The sequence below is a fragment of the Lysobacter niastensis genome (genome assembly GCF_015453285.1).
GTDB classification, from domain to species: domain Bacteria; phylum Pseudomonadota; class Gammaproteobacteria; order Xanthomonadales; family Xanthomonadaceae; genus Lysobacter_J; species Lysobacter_J niastensis.
The window spans coordinates 173,306-190,246 of sequence record NZ_JADLZT010000008.1; the positions used below are offsets into that span (position 1 = coordinate 173,306).

21 protein-coding genes are annotated in these 16,941 nt (G+C 67.4%); 8 read left to right on the forward strand and 13 right to left on the reverse strand.

Translation table 11 applies throughout. From position 1 onward, the window contains the following. Positions 1-60: 60 nt before the first annotated feature. Entirely contained in the window at positions 61-834 is a 774-nt protein-coding gene (locus tag IU514_RS15150) for a gas vesicle protein GvpG (protein WP_194931975.1), read from the reverse strand. A gap of 166 nt (positions 835-1,000) precedes the next feature. On the opposite strand from IU514_RS15150, the gene IU514_RS15155 reads away from it, so the two are divergent. Together IU514_RS15155 and IU514_RS15160 are read left to right on the forward strand one after the other, a co-directional pair. Further along, positions 1,001-2,416: a hypothetical protein gene (locus IU514_RS15155; RefSeq protein ID WP_194931976.1), complete on the forward strand. Its 1,416-nt coding sequence runs from the start codon at positions 1,001-1,003 to the stop codon at positions 2,414-2,416. A 27-nt stretch (positions 2,417-2,443) separates the two neighbouring features. Next, on the forward strand, positions 2,444-3,115 hold the full coding sequence (locus IU514_RS15160; protein WP_194931977.1) for an HAD hydrolase-like protein: 672 nt from the start codon (positions 2,444-2,446) through the stop codon (positions 3,113-3,115). Between the two features lie 34 nt (positions 3,116-3,149). On the opposite strand, the gene IU514_RS15165 is transcribed toward IU514_RS15160, so the two are convergent. Then, the gene (locus IU514_RS15165) at positions 3,150-4,061 is read right to left on the reverse strand and encodes a tetratricopeptide repeat protein (RefSeq protein WP_194931978.1); all 912 of its coding nucleotides are present in this window, start codon (positions 4,059-4,061) and stop codon (positions 3,150-3,152) included. Between the two features lie 173 nt (positions 4,062-4,234). On the opposite strand from IU514_RS15165, the gene IU514_RS15170 reads away from it, so the two are divergent. Beyond that, positions 4,235-4,645 (forward strand): GFA family protein, encoded by a 411-nt coding sequence (locus IU514_RS15170; protein ID WP_194931979.1) that lies wholly within the window; start codon positions 4,235-4,237, stop codon positions 4,643-4,645. A 25-nt stretch (positions 4,646-4,670) separates the two neighbouring features. Here IU514_RS15170 and IU514_RS15175 read toward each other — a convergent pair whose 3' ends face one another. From IU514_RS15175 to IU514_RS15185, 3 genes are all read right to left on the reverse strand, one after another. Further along, entirely contained in the window at positions 4,671-5,993 is a 1,323-nt protein-coding gene (locus IU514_RS15175; protein ID WP_194931980.1) for a hypothetical protein, read from the reverse strand. Positions 5,994-6,076: 83 nt separating this feature from the next. Beyond that, entirely contained in the window at positions 6,077-6,535 is a 459-nt protein-coding gene (locus tag IU514_RS15180) for a CBS domain-containing protein (RefSeq protein ID WP_228760769.1), read from the reverse strand. A 363-nt stretch (positions 6,536-6,898) separates the two neighbouring features. After that, positions 6,899-7,690 carry a hypothetical protein gene (locus IU514_RS15185; RefSeq protein ID WP_194931981.1) on the reverse strand — a complete coding sequence of 264 codons (792 nt, stop codon included), beginning with the start codon at positions 7,688-7,690 and terminating at the stop codon, positions 6,899-6,901. A gap of 163 nt (positions 7,691-7,853) precedes the next feature. On the opposite strand from IU514_RS15185, the gene IU514_RS15190 reads away from it, so the two are divergent. Beyond that, entirely contained in the window at positions 7,854-8,315 is a 462-nt protein-coding gene (locus tag IU514_RS15190; RefSeq protein WP_194931982.1) for a hypothetical protein, read from the forward strand. Positions 8,316-8,322: 7 nt separating this feature from the next. Here the strand turns inward: IU514_RS15190 and IU514_RS15195 are convergent, their stop codons facing one another. The 4 genes from IU514_RS15195 to IU514_RS15210 form a co-directional block, all read right to left on the reverse strand. Further along, on the reverse strand, positions 8,323-8,859 hold the full coding sequence (locus IU514_RS15195) for a DUF6630 family protein (RefSeq protein ID WP_194931983.1): 537 nt from the start codon (positions 8,857-8,859) through the stop codon (positions 8,323-8,325). A gap of 138 nt (positions 8,860-8,997) precedes the next feature. Next, positions 8,998-9,342: an RcnB family protein gene (locus tag IU514_RS15200; protein ID WP_194931984.1), complete on the reverse strand. Its 345-nt coding sequence runs from the start codon at positions 9,340-9,342 to the stop codon at positions 8,998-9,000. A 97-nt stretch (positions 9,343-9,439) separates the two neighbouring features. Further along, positions 9,440-10,270 carry an alpha/beta hydrolase gene (locus IU514_RS15205; protein ID WP_194931985.1) on the reverse strand — a complete coding sequence of 277 codons (831 nt, stop codon included), beginning with the start codon at positions 10,268-10,270 and terminating at the stop codon, positions 9,440-9,442. Between the two features lie 79 nt (positions 10,271-10,349). Beyond that, positions 10,350-10,586 (reverse strand): hypothetical protein, encoded by a 237-nt coding sequence (locus IU514_RS15210; RefSeq protein ID WP_194931986.1) that lies wholly within the window; start codon positions 10,584-10,586, stop codon positions 10,350-10,352. Positions 10,587-10,756: 170 nt separating this feature from the next. Between IU514_RS15210 and IU514_RS15215 the strand changes: the two genes are divergently transcribed. Continuing rightward, entirely contained in the window at positions 10,757-11,779 is a 1,023-nt protein-coding gene (locus tag IU514_RS15215) for a methyltransferase (protein WP_194931987.1), read from the forward strand. 95 nt (positions 11,780-11,874) lie between these two features. Here IU514_RS15215 and IU514_RS15220 read toward each other — a convergent pair whose 3' ends face one another. Together IU514_RS15220 and IU514_RS15225 are read right to left on the reverse strand one after the other, a co-directional pair. Next, on the reverse strand, positions 11,875-12,801 hold the full coding sequence (locus IU514_RS15220) for a DUF1570 domain-containing protein (RefSeq protein WP_194931988.1): 927 nt from the start codon (positions 12,799-12,801) through the stop codon (positions 11,875-11,877). 11 nt (positions 12,802-12,812) lie between these two features. Further along, on the reverse strand, positions 12,813-13,184 hold the full coding sequence (locus IU514_RS15225; RefSeq protein ID WP_194931989.1) for a helix-turn-helix domain-containing protein: 372 nt from the start codon (positions 13,182-13,184) through the stop codon (positions 12,813-12,815). A 152-nt stretch (positions 13,185-13,336) separates the two neighbouring features. Here IU514_RS15225 and IU514_RS15230 point away from each other — a divergent pair, with 152 nt between their 5' ends. From IU514_RS15230 to IU514_RS15240, 3 genes are all read left to right on the forward strand, one after another. Further along, positions 13,337-13,594: an XAC0095 family protein gene (locus IU514_RS15230; protein ID WP_194931990.1), complete on the forward strand. Its 258-nt coding sequence runs from the start codon at positions 13,337-13,339 to the stop codon at positions 13,592-13,594. A 57-nt stretch (positions 13,595-13,651) separates the two neighbouring features. Next, on the forward strand, positions 13,652-14,056 hold the full coding sequence (locus tag IU514_RS15235; RefSeq protein WP_194931991.1) for an SRPBCC family protein: 405 nt from the start codon (positions 13,652-13,654) through the stop codon (positions 14,054-14,056). Between the two features lie 72 nt (positions 14,057-14,128). Beyond that, positions 14,129-14,584, forward strand: coding sequence for a hemerythrin domain-containing protein (locus IU514_RS15240; protein WP_194931992.1), 456 nt, complete (start codon positions 14,129-14,131; stop codon positions 14,582-14,584). 12 nt (positions 14,585-14,596) lie between these two features. Here IU514_RS15240 and IU514_RS15245 read toward each other — a convergent pair whose 3' ends face one another. Together IU514_RS15245 and IU514_RS15250 are read right to left on the reverse strand one after the other, a co-directional pair. After that, positions 14,597-15,325, reverse strand: a complete 729-nt coding sequence (locus tag IU514_RS15245) for an oxygen-binding di-iron domain-containing protein (protein WP_194931993.1) — start codon at positions 15,323-15,325, stop codon at positions 14,597-14,599. A gap of 24 nt (positions 15,326-15,349) precedes the next feature. Further along, positions 15,350-16,941 (reverse strand): sialidase family protein (locus IU514_RS15250; protein ID WP_194931994.1); only part of this gene is annotated, 1,592 nt, incomplete at its 5' end.

The window sequence follows — 16,941 nt, forward strand, 5'->3', positions numbered from 1 at the left end:
CAGGGCGGGGCGAAGGCATCTGTCTTCGCCTCGCCGCGGGAGCGATGCGGCCCGCGAGGGTCAGATCTCCCCGAGGATCCGCTGCTGCTCGCGGTCGAAGGTCGCCTGGTCGATCAGGCCGTCGGTCATCAGCTGGCGCAGGCGGGCAAGGCGCTCTTCCAACGGGCCCTTGCCCGTCGCCGGCAGTGACGCCTTGCCCTGCAGGCCGTCGTGGATCGCGGCAACCGCGAACACGCGGTCGAAGATCATCTGATAGAGCTCGGCATATCGGTACTTGTAGCTCTTCCAGCCTTTCGTCTGCGGCATCAGGTCCATGCCGGCGAAATCCTCCGTCGCCAGCAGCTTCTTCTGCGCGTCGAACACCGAAACGGTGATGTCGTACTTGAACGACGGACGGAAGCCGCCGAAGTCGAAGCGCCAGTCACGCAGGTTGACGACCATGGCCAGGCCGTCAGTGGCTAATGGCATGGCGTGCATGCCGGTGTCCACCGACGAACCTATCGGCGTGACGTGATAGACAGGCTTGAATCCGGCCGTGGCGAACCCGAGCCGCAGCCGCTCGCCGAGGTAGGCCGACATGGTGCTGCCGTCATGGGTGCCGTGGCTGATCGGGATGCCATAGAGCTCGCGCGAGACACCCTCGAAATCCTCGCGCTTGTCGCCGTTGAGCACGTAAGGCCGGTTGTCGATCACTGTCAGGCCGATGGGCTGGGCCGCGGCCGACGTAATCGGCACCCGCATCGCGGTGCCCTCGGCCGTCAACTTGACCGCCATGGCGGCCGGTGAGGCGATGGCCAGCGCGAATGTCAGCGCGAGCGCGTAGCTGGAACGCATGGATACCCTCCCCGTGGGTATGTGTGGCGGACCGAATGATAAGTCGGAGTTTCGCCTATCCGTGCTGGCGGGTGCCCATCCGCTTGCCGCCATCCCCGCGAACGCATACGGTTAGCCGTCGCGCGTTCATGGGGATGGGCGCGCACCCAGACAGCCGGGGACGACCATGGTCAGTCGCAAGGGATGGGCCGCGCTCGGCGTGGCCTTCGGGCTCAGCGCGTGCGGGGGCATGGGCAAGTCCGCGGAAGAGCGTATCGGCGATGCAATGCCGCCGGGCAGCGAGGTGCTGGCCGCCAAGGCGCGGCTTGATGCGCTGGGACGACAGCAAGGCGTCGACCTGCGCACCATCGAAACCGAGTACCAGGCGCGGCTGACGAATCGCGTCGTCGACTGCGCGCACGGCTACCGGCCGTCGATGTTCTCCAGCAGTGAACGCATCCGCACGGCGCTGACCGACAAGGACTGCTTCACCCGCACCGATGCAGCGCTGCACGACTGGATCATGTATCGCCGCATCGGTGCACTGCTGTCGGCGCCGCCGCTGCGGCCGCTGCCAAAGACGACGCCGGCGATGATCGTCGCCGCCGACCGCATCCAGGGCGCTACTTTCGCCGAGCGTGCAGGCGTCGCCGTGTTCGAGCTGTCCAGGCGCTTCCAGGTCGTCGACATCGCCAGCCGCGCCACGATCAGCGAGGGTGAGACAGACGGATCGCCGCCCGTGTCGGTATCGCCCAACGGCCGGTTGTTCGTGGCGGGGCAGGGCAGCGACGCACAGGTGCGCGATGCCGCGACCGGCGAGGCACTGGCGACGTTCACGGGCGTGCGGCCCTACCAGTTCCACTGGGTCCACGACACCGGCGCGATCTTCTGGCCGCGTCGTCCCGCCGAGGACGGCGGGCGCACGCGGATGGAACCGGTGTACCTGGATTTCACCAGTGGCCGGGAAACGCGCATCCCGATGACCGGCATGGAGGTGGACCGCGTCGTGCCCGTTCCGGGCCAGGCCGCTCGGTTCGCGGTGTTCCTCAACAACCGCGTCGGCACTGTGCAACTTCGCCAGGCAGCGCAGGGCTGGGACGCGCAACTGCTGTCCGAGAGCGTGCTGTCCACCAACGGTTGGGATCGAGGTGCCGCGTTGACCGCGGACGGCCGCACGTTCTTCGGCACGCGCGAGTCGCTGCAACTGGTATCGCTCGACGCGATGCTGTCGCGCACGGTGACGCTGAAGCCGCTGCGCCTGGTGGCTGCGGTGGCGACCCCGGACCCGGACCAGGTATTGGTGCGCGGCTTTTTCGAAGGCGCGCCCGACATGGGGTACGAGGACTACGTGTATTCGATCGGCCAGCGCACGCTGGCGAAAGTCGAGCGCGATCGACAGCAGTCGGGCTGGATCATCTACATCCCCGCACTACAAAGAAACGCTGTCGTCGACGGCAGCAGGATCGCGCTGCTCGAGCGCCTTCCCGTGGCGCTGGCGGCCGATGTCGATCCGTATCTCGAACAGCGGGCGCAGGAGCTCGCCGACATGGTCAAAGCGCGTCGCAACGTGATGCTGGGTGCGACGCAGCAGGCGCCGAACTGAATGACCGATTGAACGGAAGCGTCATGCATGCAGCGTAGGATGGATGCCCGCGACGCGACGGCCTCCACCACCATGCGATACCCGCTGGTCATCTTCGACTTCGACGGCACGCTGGCCGACTCATTTCCGTTCTTCCTGCAGGCGCAATACGCGCTGGCGGAGCGGCACGGGTTCGCGCCGATCGCCAGCGATCGCGTGGATGCCTTGCGTCGCCTCGGAACGCGCGAGCTGATGCGCGAGCTGAACGTGCCGGCGTGGAAGCTGCCGATCGTCGCCACGGACTTCATCCGGGCGATGCGCGAAGCGCCGCCGGTGCCGCTGTTTCCGGGTGTCGCGCAAGCGCTGGCGCATCTGCACGAAGGCGGCGTGCGCCTGGCGATCCTGACGTCCAACTCGGTGGACAACGTCCGCCGCGTGCTCGGCGAAGAGCTTGCGGGGACGATCGAACTGTTCGACGGCGGCGCCCACATGCTCGGCAAGCACAGCCGCCTCGCGCGCCTGATCCGACGCGCGGGTGCCGAACGTTCGCAGGCGGTCTACGTCGGCGACCAGCTCAGCGACCACGAAGCCGCGCGCCGCGCCGGGATCGCCTTCGCTGCGGTCGGATGGGGGTACACCCATGCCGACTCACTGCGCGCAGCCAATCCCGAGGAATTCCTGGCCGAGGTTGCCGAGCTGCGGCGGTTCGCCGGCGGCTGACACTCCGCTCCGGTGGATGCGGGTGTCGGCGGACTCAGCCGCCACCCTCGGCGTCCGGCGGGGGCGGAGGATCGGGCGGCTGGCAGAGGGCGCACGTACCGCCCCAGTGGTCGTCGTCCGCCTGGGCCAGCGTGCGCTCGATATAGCCCTGCCGACTACGCATCAGCGTGTCGTTGCGAGCGCCGTAGCGCACGGCGGCCTCGTACAGCACGGCCGCATTCTCGATTGGGCCACCCGCCAGGTTCAGTGTCGCCCAGTCCTGCAGCAGGTTGGCGACGATGGGGTCGGTGGGGCGGACGAACTGCAGGCGTTCGTGCAACTGGTAGCTCAGCGCGACATGCAGTTGCCACGCAGTCACCGGCTTGCCGTCGTTGCCGGGCGGCATGGCCTTGGGCATGGGCGGAACCAGTGCCGGTTCAAAGGCGACGCCGGCCACCGAATGGCCCTTGAGGTAAGCACGGTCGCTGGCGATCGCGAGCTTGGCCTGCAGGATGCGTGCGTGCAGCCACTCCGTACCCAGGTGCTCATTGCGGTTACGCTGGATGCCGATGCGGATCCAGCGCAAGGCGACGGCATCGTGACCGGCAAGCTCCAGGGCGGTGCCCAGGTTCGCGGCGGTCTCGTGGTGGCCGGGGAAGCGCCGTTCGACGAAGAGGAAATGGCGCACGGCCGCGGCGTACTGGCCCTGGTAGATCAGCAGCACCCCGAGGTCGGTCAGGTGGGCGAAGTCCGGCTTGGCGCGGGCGTTCGCGATGGTCTGCCGGGCCTCCCTGTTCCAGGAGTCGCGCCGGTCCTGTCCGAACGTCCAGTCGGCGAACTCCTGCCCCACGAACCACTCCGGTTCGAACCGCCGTCCCGTGTTGTCGGTGGCCACCGTGTTGATGCAGGCCATGGCCGCAGGCGCGAATCCGAGCAGCATCGCGCAGGCCAAACTCCGTATGCGCATCAAGGTCCCCGGCTGATCCGCCGTCCCCACGGCGTCGACCGAGTGTGCGGGCAATGCACCACGGGTGTCGATGCTGGCGGCGGCCGCTCGCTCACCGCCCGGCCGTTGGTGAGGGCAGGCGGCAGGCGGCCCGTGACGAGCCCGTCTGCGCCGGTCTTTCCAGGAGAACGGCCATGACCATCCGCGGCAGCTGCCTGTGCGGCACCGTGCGCTACCAGATCGAAGGGCCGTTCGCGGGGGCCGGCCATTGCCATTGTTCGATGTGCCAGAAGGCGCACGGGGCGGCGTTTGCGACCTGGGGGTTCGTCGACCCGGAGGATTTCCGCTGGAAGGCCGGCAAGGCCGCCGTCACCGCCTATCCGTCGTCGCCGGGACGCGAGCGGCTGTTCTGCAGCAAGTGCGGCTCGCCGGTTGCCGCGATGCACAACGGCAAGGTCTCGGAGGTGGTGCTCGGATCGGTGGACGGCGACCCGGGAGTGCGGCCGCGCGAGCACATCTTCATGGAGTCAAATGCGTGCTGGCACACGATCACGGACGAACTGCCGCAGTTCGAGCGCTGGCCCCCGGGATTGGGGCCGATGTGAACGTGCCGGACGCGATACGCGCGGCTCACCTGGCGGCAGCGTCGCGCTTGGTCAGTGGCCGGGCGGCGAGGCGGCCGCGCTCGCAGTCGTCCAGCCGGTACGCCAGGTAGCGGTCGTACAAGGTCGTGTACACGTTGTGCAGTCCGAGCTCGATGCGAAACGGCGTGCGCGGATTGCGATCGAACAACCGGACGATGTGGAACGCCACCGGCTTGATGCCCTGGCGATGCACGTAGACACGGAAGCCGCGATAGAACGGTTCGTCCAGCAGCGCATCCAGCTGCGCGACGGCCACCTTGGCATTGTCAGGCAGTGCGGCTCGCAGTGTCGGATCTCGCTCATAAAGCAGGCGCTCGAAATAGCGGTACGGTCGCGGCGCGGGCACCGCCGCGACGATCTGCCGGGCAAGCAGCCAGGCATCGTGGTTGACGCGGTTGTAGTGTTCGAAGCCGGCGTGCTCCCGCAATGCGGCAGCGGCCTCGGCGCTGACGTCGTAGACGACGAAGTTCTCGGCCTGGTTGTTGATGTCGTCCAGCGTGCTTTCGTCCAGCACGTGGAAGATGAAGCCAGGTACGCCCATGAAGGCCTGGCGGCCTAGCGCAGACGCGGCAACCGCACGGCCGTCTCGCGCATAGGTGCCTGCGGAGCTGCCGAGCAGGATGCTGCGCGTTGGCCGTATGCGCATGAAGGTGCCGATGACGATCTCGTCCGCGTCGAACGCCTCGTCGAATGCGGCCATGCCATACAGCTCCGCCTGGGCGGCGTACTGGGCGATCTGCCGACCGACGCCGCACTCGGCGCGGATGCTGCCGTCGTAGAAGCCGGCAATCGCCTCCGAGTTGCGGCCGCGCGGAATGTAGCCGCGACCGAACCACGCGATCGGCTGCCAGCCATCGCGAGCCGCGCCGCCCGCGCCGAAGCCGATCCAGCCGGTTTGCAGCGCGGTGAAGCGGAAGCCGTCGTTGCCGGCAAGGCGATCGGCCGCGCGTCGTGTCGCGTCGCCCAGCGCGAAGCCATAAGCGCACCGCGTCGCCGGATGCAGCATCAGCGACTTCATCATCCTGTCGCGTGCGACGGCGTCGAGGTCAACGGGCATCCGCACGACCAGGTCGCCGGCAGCGTGCGCTTCGTCGAGGCTGGCGCGATCGCAGGGCGTGCCGCCGTGGATCTCGATGGCATCGACTGCGGCCGACTGGAAACGCCAGCCCAGGTCGGACAGCAGCTGCGAGCGACACGACGTTGCACCGTCCGGAGGCGTTGCCGAGGCGCTGGCACTGGCCAGCAGCGCGGCGCACGCAACCCGCAGCAAGCGGCCGCGGAACAACGGGCGGCGGGCACGCGATGTCATCCGGGCACTCCACGGTGCGGTGCCCCGAGCCTACGCCCGGGACACTCTGTGAAATGTGTGCAGCCGGTGTGCCCGGTGTCAGCTCAGTGGCGCATCGGCGCCCTGGTCTCGGCGCGGTGTGCAGCCGGGGCCGACACCTCCTCCATCACGTCGGCGATGGCGCGGCGCTTGCCGGACAGCGCGACGTCGGCGGTGGCGACGATGCCGATCAGGTGGCCGCGATCGTCGACCACCGGAACGCGACGGATCTGCGCTTCTTCCATCATGTGGACGCAGTCGGTCAGCGTGGTCTTGGTGCTGACGGTCTTGGCTGGCGAGGTCATCGCATCCGCGGCGGTGCCTGTAGCGGGATTGCCGCCATTGGCGATGACGCGAACGACGATGTCGCGGTCGGTAATGACGCCCAGCGGTCGGCCTTCGGCATCGACGACGGGAATCTGGCCACAGTCGTTCGACAGCATCATCGCCGCCACTTCGGGCAGTGGCGTATCGACGTGGCAGCTGACCGGATCGCGCGTCATCACGGTTTCGATGGAAGCCATGGCATTGCCTTCTTCTTCGGGGGATGCATCGACGTTATCCGCACGTGTGTTATGGCATTGCCAATTCGATGCAGACGTTGACGTGGCAGTGATGAATCCGGCTATTCGCTTAACGAAAACGTTAGGCGTGTATCAACGATCACGAGGTGAGCCATCACCGTGCCATTCGGCATGGCCCAATAAACTACGCGCGCCTTAGGGAGGAATGGGAGTTCAGACGAGGACCGCTCAGACGAGTACCTGATCATCCTTAAGGTGAAGCAGATCCCACGATCTGTCATCGAACCGCTGGCCGGCTCCGTCGGCCGGCGGTTTTGTTTGCGCGCGGCAAAGCGCGCGAATCGCATTCATCCGTGCCGGCGTTCAAGGCAACGCGGGCATCTCGGACGCGGCGCGCGCCGCATCGACCACGCGCAACACGTCCGCTCCGCCGAGCGTGCCCGCGGGCTTGGCCTGCACGACCTTCCACGGCTGGAACAGCAGGTTCGGACTGCACACGCGCACGTAGGTGGGGCGAGTGGCATCGACCGTCAGCTGCAGGGGCATGCCGAACGCGAGGTCGCCGATGCGCGCGGTCAGTTCGTGGCGGGCGGGTGTCGCCCGGGTCACGATGGCGGCGTCATGGCCGAGTTCGGCGATGCGCTCGCCGTCGAGCAGGATGTCGACCGTGCCGTGCGCGCAGCTGCGTCCGGGCATGTACACGTGAATCAGTCCGTAGGCATGGGTTCCCGGAGGCGACGCCGCCAGCAGCGATCCTTTGATCCGGGCGTGCCATTTGCGCGCCTGCTCGCTGGCGGTATCCCATGCGGATCGCTTTTCCAGCAGATGGGTCAGCACGCGCCCGTCGTCCGCGTAGGCCACCATCAGGCTGTAGTTGCGGTAATCGTCGTTCTCGCCAGTCGATGCGGAAGGCAGGGCATAGATCCACAGGTCGCCGCTGGTACGCCACGACCACACCGCGACGTTGATGTCGCGCAGGTCCAGCGTCGGTGGGCCGAACTTGGCGCGTGCCTGTGCCAGGGTCGCGCCGTCGTCGTAAAGGAACGAGGCCTGGTCCGGAGTCGCCGGCAGGCCCTGCGCAGCCTTCTGCCGCGTCGGCACGTAGATGCACGCGGACAGCATCAGGCAGACGGCGAGCAGGGCCGGGCGTTGCATGCGGGGTGTTCATTCGACGAAGGAGCCTCCCGGTCAACGCATCGCGCGAAAGGCGCAGGCCATGGCGTGTTATCCCGAAGTCATGGGGACTCATGGCCGGTGGACACGCCGGGCGCATTGGCCGGATGCTTCTCCGCATCGCCCGTTCGGGCAGGGGGCTGCCATGCTGTACCGGTTATTCCCGGCACGCGCCGACAACGGATTCCGCGGCCATGTGCTCGCGCTGTGGCTGTTCGTGCCGATAGTGCTGATGAAGCTGGCGATCAGCCTGCTGCACATCCTGTCCGCCGACGGCGGCGCGCAGTCGATATCCACGATGCCGCTCGACACCTATCCACCGGGAGCGGCACAGAACATCGTCGGACTGATGGCGCGCATGGGACTGGAGCAATGGCTGCTCGCCCTGGTGTCACTCGTCGTGCTGCTCCGCTACCGGGCACTGTTGCCGCTGATGTACCTGCTGCTGGTGCTGCACTACGCCGCCCACCATGTCATCGCCGCGATGAAGCCCCTGGCGCTGGCGGGCACGTCGGGCGCGGGCACGCCGGCGCTGGTGATCGCGGCGGCGGGTTTCGCCGGCCTGGTGTTGTCGCTGACCGGCAAGGGCTATCGCAGGCCCGGGTGATGCCGCATCACCCGGCGCCGGTGCGCACGTGGAACCCCAGGGCGCCGGCGACCAGGCGCAGCGCCTCGTCGTCGTGCTGGCGCGTGATCCAACCGGCATGGTCCTCGCTACCGGTTTCCCACGTCCACAGGGTGTAGTGGTACTCGCGCAGGCGGTCGTAAGCGCGGTTGATCAGCGAGGGAACTTCGACGTCGTCGAGGTCTTCGTCGTCGTCCAGGTCCCATTCGATGTGCAGGTTGAAGCGCGCGGCCAGTTCGTCGAGGCTGTCGATCAGCGCGTGCGGATCGTCCTCGGCGACGAAGAAGCCCGCCTTCCAGTCGATCGCATCGCGCAGCAGCCAGACCGGATCGCCCTCTTCGCCGGCATTGGACTGGGCATCCTGATAGGCGGCGAACTGCTGCATCGCGGAGTCCTCGTCGCCGGGATTGATCAGCAGCAGCAACTGCCAGACCAGCGCTTCCTGCGCGGCCTCCTCATCGACGTCGGACTCGTGGCCGAAGGTGTGGTCGAAGTTGTCGTCGGGGTCGAACTCGGGCGTGGCCATGGCGGCACCGCGGCATGCAGGGGATGCATAGGATAGGCCCGTGCGGCGCGCATGGCGCGAGTACTAGAAAGGGGCCCCGTGAAGGGGCCCCTCGAGAACCGGAAGCGAGCCGGTCCGCGCGAGCGGACAGGCGCATGCTCAGTAGCCCAGTGCCTCGGTGATCAGTCCGGAGGCGACATCGACCAGCAGGTAACGGTCGTCCATCGGGCGCACCCAGCGGTAGCCGGCCGGCGGTGCGTGCAGGCGGTAGACGCGGTAGTCGTCGACGTAATAGCGCGGCTCGATATACGCGATCGGGATGCGTTCGCCACGCTTCCAGGCCTGCTTCTCCCAGCCCTTGTGCTTGCCGTTGTCGTGACCCTTGTGGTCCTGGGCGTGCGCGGGCTTGTCCTTGTCGCCAGCCAGGGCCGGCGTCGCCGCGAATGCGATGGCGGCGAGCGGGATCGCGAGCAGTACAGCCTTCTTCGATGTGGTCTTCTTCATGAAGCCTCCTTCCTGCGGGCACGTTGTGCGGGCGACGGGAACGTATCGCCGCCGCGGTGAACGCGCCGGCACAATCGCCTGAACGCTGAGCAACGGTTCAGTTGGTGCCCGCTTCGAACATCCCCGCCTGTGTGAAGAACTGCCGGAGGCGTTGCATGGAGGGAGGCGTGAAGAACGGGCAATCGTTGTGCCCGCATTCCAGTGGCACCAGCGTGGCGTCGGGGGCGGCCTTCAGCAGGATTTCGCTGTGGCGGTATGGAATGACCTCGTCGCTGCGGCCATGGAAGATCAGCACGGGCCGCCGGAAGCCGCGCAGCCGCGCGACGTTGTCGTAACGATCGCGCGCGATGAAGGCCGGCGCACCCAGTGAACGAGCGAAGTCATCGATCGAGGCGAATGGCGCCAGCAGCACCAGTGCGCGCACGGGGCGTTGCCGGCTCAACGCGGAGGCTGGGCCGGTTCCGATCGAACGGCCGATCGCCGCGATGCGCGCAGGATCGACATCGGGCCGCCGCGCGAGCCAGTCGTAGCCCGCGCGCGCGGCTTCGTCCAGCGATTCCTGCGAGGGGCTACCGGCGCTGCCGGCGTAGCCGGGGTACTCGATCGCCAACACGTGCACGCCCATCGCGGTGAGGGGTTCGAGCATGTGGAGGCTGTCGTCGACGAACTCGGCGTTGCCGTGGAAGTACAGCACCGCCGGTGCGCGACGGCGGTCGGTGCGGGCCGGCAGCAGGACACCCTGCACGTTGCCGAACGAAGCCGGGATCAGCACGGTTTCCGAGCGCTCGGGCGGGGTCAGGCCCACGCCGAATGCATCCGTCGTGGAACCCGGAAACATGACCGAGCGCTGCTGCAGGAACAGCAAGGCGAGATAGCAGACGTAGACGGCGATGGCTGCGCCGACGATGAGCATGAGGCCGCGAAGCATGGGGTGGCCCTGCGAGTGCGGATGGCGGCATCGTATCGCCGCCCGGTGGACAGAGCCATGCCGCGGCATCAGCCGGCCGCTACGGCCAACGCCGCCACGCCACCAGCGCCACCATCGTCATCAGCACCGCGGCCACGAACGGCACCAGCGGGCTTTCGCCGCGCGCGGCCGTGGTCGCGACATTCCACGTATTCCAGCCGGCGCCTGCGGCCAGCGCCGCGATGCACAGCCACTTCGCGATGCCGGATTGTTCCGTGCCGGTGTGGCGTGCCGGGTCCGGGTCGCGATTCGTATGCCGGTTGGCGTGCCTGTCCATGGCCATGCTCCCTGGAGCGTCGATGCCAGTTCATCATAGCTCTACGTAGATCGTAGATGGCAAGAGGGATCGCCGCAGGGTGCACCCGCGCCGCGACCGCCCGCCTGTGCCGCCAACGTTCGATCAGGAGCCCGGTTCGCCCGGGACCCCAGACAACCTCCGGAGCCGACATGAGCACGCCCACTCCCGCCAGGATCATGCAGGTCGGCATGGGCTTCTGGCCCGCCAAGGTATTGCTGGCGGCGGTGGAGCTGGGCGTGTTCACGACGCTCGGCAGCCGCGCGCTGACCGGTGCCGAACTGCAGCAGGCCCTGTCGCTGCATCCGCGCGCCAACCCGGATTTCTTCGACGCGCTGCTGGCGCTGGGGTTCCTCGAACGCGACGGCGACGGCCCCGGCGCCCGCTACCGCAACACCGCCGAGACCGCGCTGTTCCTCGACCGCAGCAGCCCGCAGTTCCTGGGCGGATTCCTGGAAATGGCCAACGCGCGGCTGTACCCGTTCTGGGGCGACCTCGGCGAGGCGCTGCGCACCGGGCAGCCGCAGAACGAGGTCAAGCACTCCGGCGCGCCGATGTTCGCCGAGCTTTACAGCAAGCCGGAGCGGCTCGAACAGTTCATGGACGCGATGACTGGCATCTCCGCCGGCAACTTCCAGTCCTTCGCCGAGAAGTTCGACTTCTCGCGCTACCAGACGCTGTGCGACGTCGGCGGCGCCACCGGCCAGCTGTCGATGATCGTGGCTCGCGCGCACCCGCACATGCGCTGCATCTCCGGCGACCTGCCGGAGGTCACGGCGATTGCCACGCGCAAGATCGCCGAGGCGGGATTGAGCGATCGCGTCAGCGCACAACCGGTGGACTTCTTCGCTGCGCCGTTGCCGAAGGCCGACGTGATCACGATGGGCATGATCCTCCACGACTGGAACCTGGAGAAGAAGCGTCACCTGATCCGCGCCGCCTTTGATGCGCTGCCGCCGGGAGGGGCCTTCGTCGTCGTCGAGAACCTGATCGACGACGCACGCCGCGAGAATGCGTTCGGCCTGATGATGTCGCTCAACATGCTGATCGAGTTCGGCGACGCGTTCGACTTCACCGGCGCGGACTTCGACCGCTGGTGCCGCGAAGCCGGCTTCAGCCGTACCGAGGTGATACCGCTCGGTGGCCCGGCAAGCGCGGGCGTGGCCTACAAGTAGCACAGACGACCGGTGCGCTCCCACTCCTCCGCGAGCAGATCGCCGGTCTCAAGGCTTGGACGACATCACCGCGTGGGGATCGTGCTGGATCGCCGCTAGCGTCCGGCGCGGACTTCGCCGATGCGCTGCTGCAGGTAGGCGTACCACTCGCCCTGGACGCGTTCGACCGGACCAATCAGACGTTCGAAATCGTCAAGCGAACCGCCGCGTGCAATCAGCTGGCGGTAGGCCGCTGCGTAGTGGCCATCGCGGTACTCGAACAGGAAGTGGGTCAGGCTCCAGTAGCCGATGTAGTGCGGGTTCACGCTGCGGCCGATGTCGCCACGGCGGCTGGTGATGATTTCATGCAGCGACAGGATCCGGCCCTTGCGCAGGTCGTCCTGCAGGTCGCCGCTGAGTGCCAGTTCCGGCAGCCACCAGATGGGATAGGCGCCGACGTCGATGGTGCCGGGCTTCAGCACGCCATTCTCGATGCGACTCGCGCCGAAGTAGCTGGCCAGGCCTTCGTCGATCCACACCGCACGGGGGAAGCCTGCAAGTTCGCGATTGAGCTGGTGCGTCGCCTCGTGCAGCATCCAGTGGTAAGGATTCGCGCCATCGGCGTAATAGGCGTGGCAGACCGGCTGCAGGTAATACGCCTCGGCCCACGGACTGCTGCGGCTGCGCGACTGGAACTCGGCGCGGTCGCGATAGAGCACCAGCTGCAGACCGGTCGCACCGGCATTGGGCGGGATCGCGTCGCGGAAGAACGCCGAATACGCGTCGTGCAGATGCTCCACCGCGGCGGCCACCTGTGCGGTCTGCGCGCGGGTGGCGGTCGATGTGATCGCGTAATGCGCGGTACGCAACATCTGCGAGGATCGTGCGCGCCCCGAATCGGGAGACGCTGCAGCCGGCGCGGCGCGTGCTGTCGAGCCATCGCGGCTATCCCCGCGTGCATCGCGTGCACCCGGCCAATGCAGGCCGAAGTAAGCCGTCGTACCGGCCAGCAACGCAAGCAGCAGGGGTGTCTTGTGCCTCATGCGCACGGAGCTTACGCGCTGCCGAGCAACTCCAGCAGTGCCCGCCGCCGCTTCGGCGACAGCCGGGCAAACAGATCGATCAGCTTGCGCTGATCTGCGCTGGCGTAGGGGAACGGCGCGGCCTCGCGCACGGAAAGTCCGTCCAGCACCATGGCGCCGCGTCCGGTGATCAGCCATTCGATGGCGACGCCGGTCTGCGTGGCCAAGGCGATGATGCGTTCCAGTTCGGGCAGTGCGAGTCCGCCAAGCCATTTGCGTGAGGTTTCGCGGCTGACGTCGTGCTGGCAGGCGAGCGCGGTGGTTCTCCCGCGGCCCTTGGTGAAGCCAACATGGTCCAGCGCCTGGTTGAGGCGGCGCGCGAAAGCAGCGTGCGTCGTCGGCATTCAATCCCCGTCGGCCAATGAAAAAAAAGCGCAGGCCATTGTTGCGTTGGGCTCGCTAGCAACGGGCCAAATTTCGATGGTTGACAGAGCCAAATTATAGGGTGGCATACCATCATGCAAGTCGACTGCGTCGACTGTTGATGGAGTCACACATGCGAAAGGAAACGCGTGTAACACATGGCGTCGCGAACGGCGCATCGGGTTACCTGCTCACCGAGAATGCGCACCTCGAATTGCTACAGGTGCGCGATCAGTTGCGATTGCTGGCCCGGCTCACCGAGCCCGTTGCCTCAGGCGACGCCGCAGAACTCGCGCTGTCGCCGCTGGCGCTGGCGCATTGCTTCGAGCGCCTCGCCATCGACCTGGATGGCGTCATCGACGCCGCGCGCTGGCGGCGGCCATCGCAATGAATTGACTGCGTCCGCATTACGCTTGCCTGCGGTATCTGAACGGCAAGGAGAGGCAGCATGGCGTCGATACGACGGGAAATCCGCGTGGCGGCTGAACCGGCGAGCGTGTGGGATGCGCTGCGCGACGTCGGCCGCTTGCACGAACGGCTGGTGCAGGGCTTCGTCACCGATTGCCGCCTCGAAGGCGACGTGCGCGAGGTGACGTTCGCCAACGGCATGACCGTGCGCGAGCTGATCGTGGACGTTGATGACGAGCATCGGCGCGTGGCGTGGTCGGTGCTGGGCGAGCCTTTCCGTCACCACAACGCGTCGGTTCAGGCCTTCACCGAAGATGGCGGAACGCGGCTGGTCTGGATCGCGGACCTCTTGCCCAACGAGCTTAAACCGCAGATCGACGCGATGGTCGAGCAGGCTATGGTGGCGATGAAACGCACGCTGGAGCGCAACGCCGGAAATGTCTGACTTTCATAGGCCGGCTCGCGTTGACGCGTCGTAGCCAGGCCTGTGGTTAGTCTCGCAGCTGGAGGTGCCCGCATGATCCATGACGCCCTGCGCGAGAGTCACGAACGCCAGCGCTCGCTGTGCCGCAGGCTGCTGCGCACGCAGCCGCACGACCAGCGCCGCATCGACCTGTTCCGCGAGTTGCGCATCGAACTGGCTGCTCACGAGGCGGCGGAAGAGCGCTTCCTGTACGTGCCGATGCTGATGGACGATCGCGGCCTGAACTCGTCGCGCCATGCCCTGCACGAGCACCACGAGATCGACGAGCTGGTCGAGAAGCTGCGCGAAGGACGGCCTGGCGATCGCGGCTGGATGAACACTGCAAAGGCCTTGTCCAAGCAGGTGCACCACCACCTGCGCGAGGAGGAAAGCAAGTTCTTCCAGATGTCGGGCAAGATCCTCAGCGCCACACAGAAGCAGCGGCTGGGCCGCAAGTACCTCGCCGACTACCACAGCATGCACCGCAAGCTCAGTGCGGACGGCGACTGACGCGCTGTCGCGTCAACTCGACCAGCGTTCGGCCAGTGCGCGCAGTACGGCGGCGCCATCGCCGCGCCAGGCGCTGCCGTGCATGCACGCCAGTGTCGTGGGCTTGGTTTGAGCCAGTTTTTCGAGCAGCGCGCCGGCGTGTGGCGTGTGCGAGAAGTAGTCCATCGCCATGCGGAACGCTTCCGCCGGTTCCAGGACATCGCTTTCGGTGACCGGGACGCGTCCGGCGCCGGGCTGCGTGAGCAGGTCGCCGCACATCAGCGTGCGGGTGCTGTCCTCGCTGATGAAGCCGCACTCCCAGCCGTGCGGCAGGTGCGGCGCATCATGCCAGCGCACGGTGTGGCGGCCCAGGGTCACGGCTTCGCCGTCGCCCAGAGCGCGCGGCGCCCGGTCGGCGAGATCGGAGATCGATACGAGCGCTGCCACGCTTCCGCACAGCGGCGCGGCGTGCGGTGCGGCGGCCAGCCATTGGTTCAGTGCGCCACATTCGTCGGCTTCCACATGGGAGAACGCCACGTGCCGCAGCCGCGTCACCGGTATCACGTGCGCCATGGCTTCGCTGACGAGCGGGAACAGCTGGCGCAGGCCGGTGTGGAACAGCAGCGGCTCGTCGTCGACGATCAGGTACTGGTTGAACGAGAAGCCGACGTCGCCCGGCAGCGCCACCGGCGTGTTGATGCGGAAGATGCCGTCGGCGATCTCGTGGACGTTGGTGCCGGACTGCGTGTTGGTGATGGTCATGAAAGGACTCGCACGGTCACTTGGTCACTGTTTCGGCGGGCGCTGGAATAGGAGGTCCGCGACGCGCAACCGCGGCGCCTCGCGCACCATGCCGTCCTGGCGGCGCATTGCCGCGTTGGCCGCGATGCGCTGTCGCCAGGCAGGGGTGACCATCGGTTCCGGCGCGAGTGCCTGCGCGGCAATCGTGCCTGCAGAAGCCGCGCCCACGACAGTCGCAGCTGGAGCCGGGCCGGTCGCCGACACGGCCGGAGCCGCGAAAACGTCGGTACGGTTGTTGGTGTCGCCGCTGCTGGTCTTCACGTAGAACGGCACGAACACGTTGCCGCGGCTCCGCAGTGCCTGGTAGTCGCCGAGGAAGTAGCCGCCGGCATTGGGCGCGGTATCCAGGTCGAACACATTGGCAACGCGGGTTTCGACCCAGTTGACGCCACCGTCGATCGAGCGCGCGAGCCAGTATTCGGTCTGCAGCACGTTCGTGTCGGTCGTGTTGGCGCGAAGGTCGTAGTAGGTGACGCCGAGCGTGCCGTTGGCCAACACGTGCACGCTAGGCGTGAAGGCCTGCGTGGTGGTGACGGTGTTGTTCACGCGCACCGGTGCCGACCAGGTCAGGCCATCGTCGGTCGAGCGCGACAGCGCGATGGCGTCGACCGCGCCCGCGCTGAAACGCGCGTCCTGCCAGACCACGTAGATGTCACCGTTGCGCGGGTCCACCGCCGCCTGCGGCAGCAGCGAGCCGTCGCGGATCAGCGTGCCGGTGTCGGGGTCGCGGGCGCCGATCGCCAGCTGGTCTGCGACGCGCACCGGGGCCGACCAGTTGAGCCCGCGGTTGGTCGAGCGGATGACCGCCACCGACGCATTCTGGTTGGCGCCGGTGCCGTCGAGCTGGGTGAACACGTTGACCAGCGTGCCGTCGGGAGTCACGACGATCAGGTTGCCGATGGTCTGGCTGTTCGTGCCCGGGTCGTAGATCGCGCGTGCCGGTTCCCAGCTGAAGCCGCCGTTGGTGGTGCGGCTGAAGTACGTTGGCCCGCCAGCGTCGTTGGCCAGCAGGCGATCCCATACCGCGTACACGAAATCGGAGTCGACGGGATCGGCGGTGATCGTGTTCTTGTCGTTGAAGAATCCGGCGCCGTCCTGGATCAGCGTCGTTGGCGTGCTCCAGACGTTGCCGCCATCGGCCGAGCGGACGACGAGCATCGCGTTGACCGAGCCCGGTGAGAACGACGCGCCGGTGGTGGACAGGGCCATCGCATACGCCACGCCGTTGGGCGAGATCGTCACCCACGGGTCGGTGACGCGGGCATAGTCGCCGCCGTTGGTGGCGTTGCCCCCGCCGCAGCGGGACACGCGCAACGGCTGGCGCTCCCAGCTGACGCCGCCGTCACGCGATACGCCGGCGACGATGCCGCGTGCCGAACCGTTCGACCAGCGGTCCTGCTGCCACACGCCGATCATGCGGTTGGGGTCGCGCGGATCGACCGCCAGGTGCGGCTCGACCTCGGCGCCAATGAAGACCGTGCCGTTGACGGTCTGTCCGTCGCAACTGGTGCCGAACGGTGACACGGTGGCCGAGGCGCGGTACTCGGGATCGACCTGCGGCAACGGCGGCGGGGGTG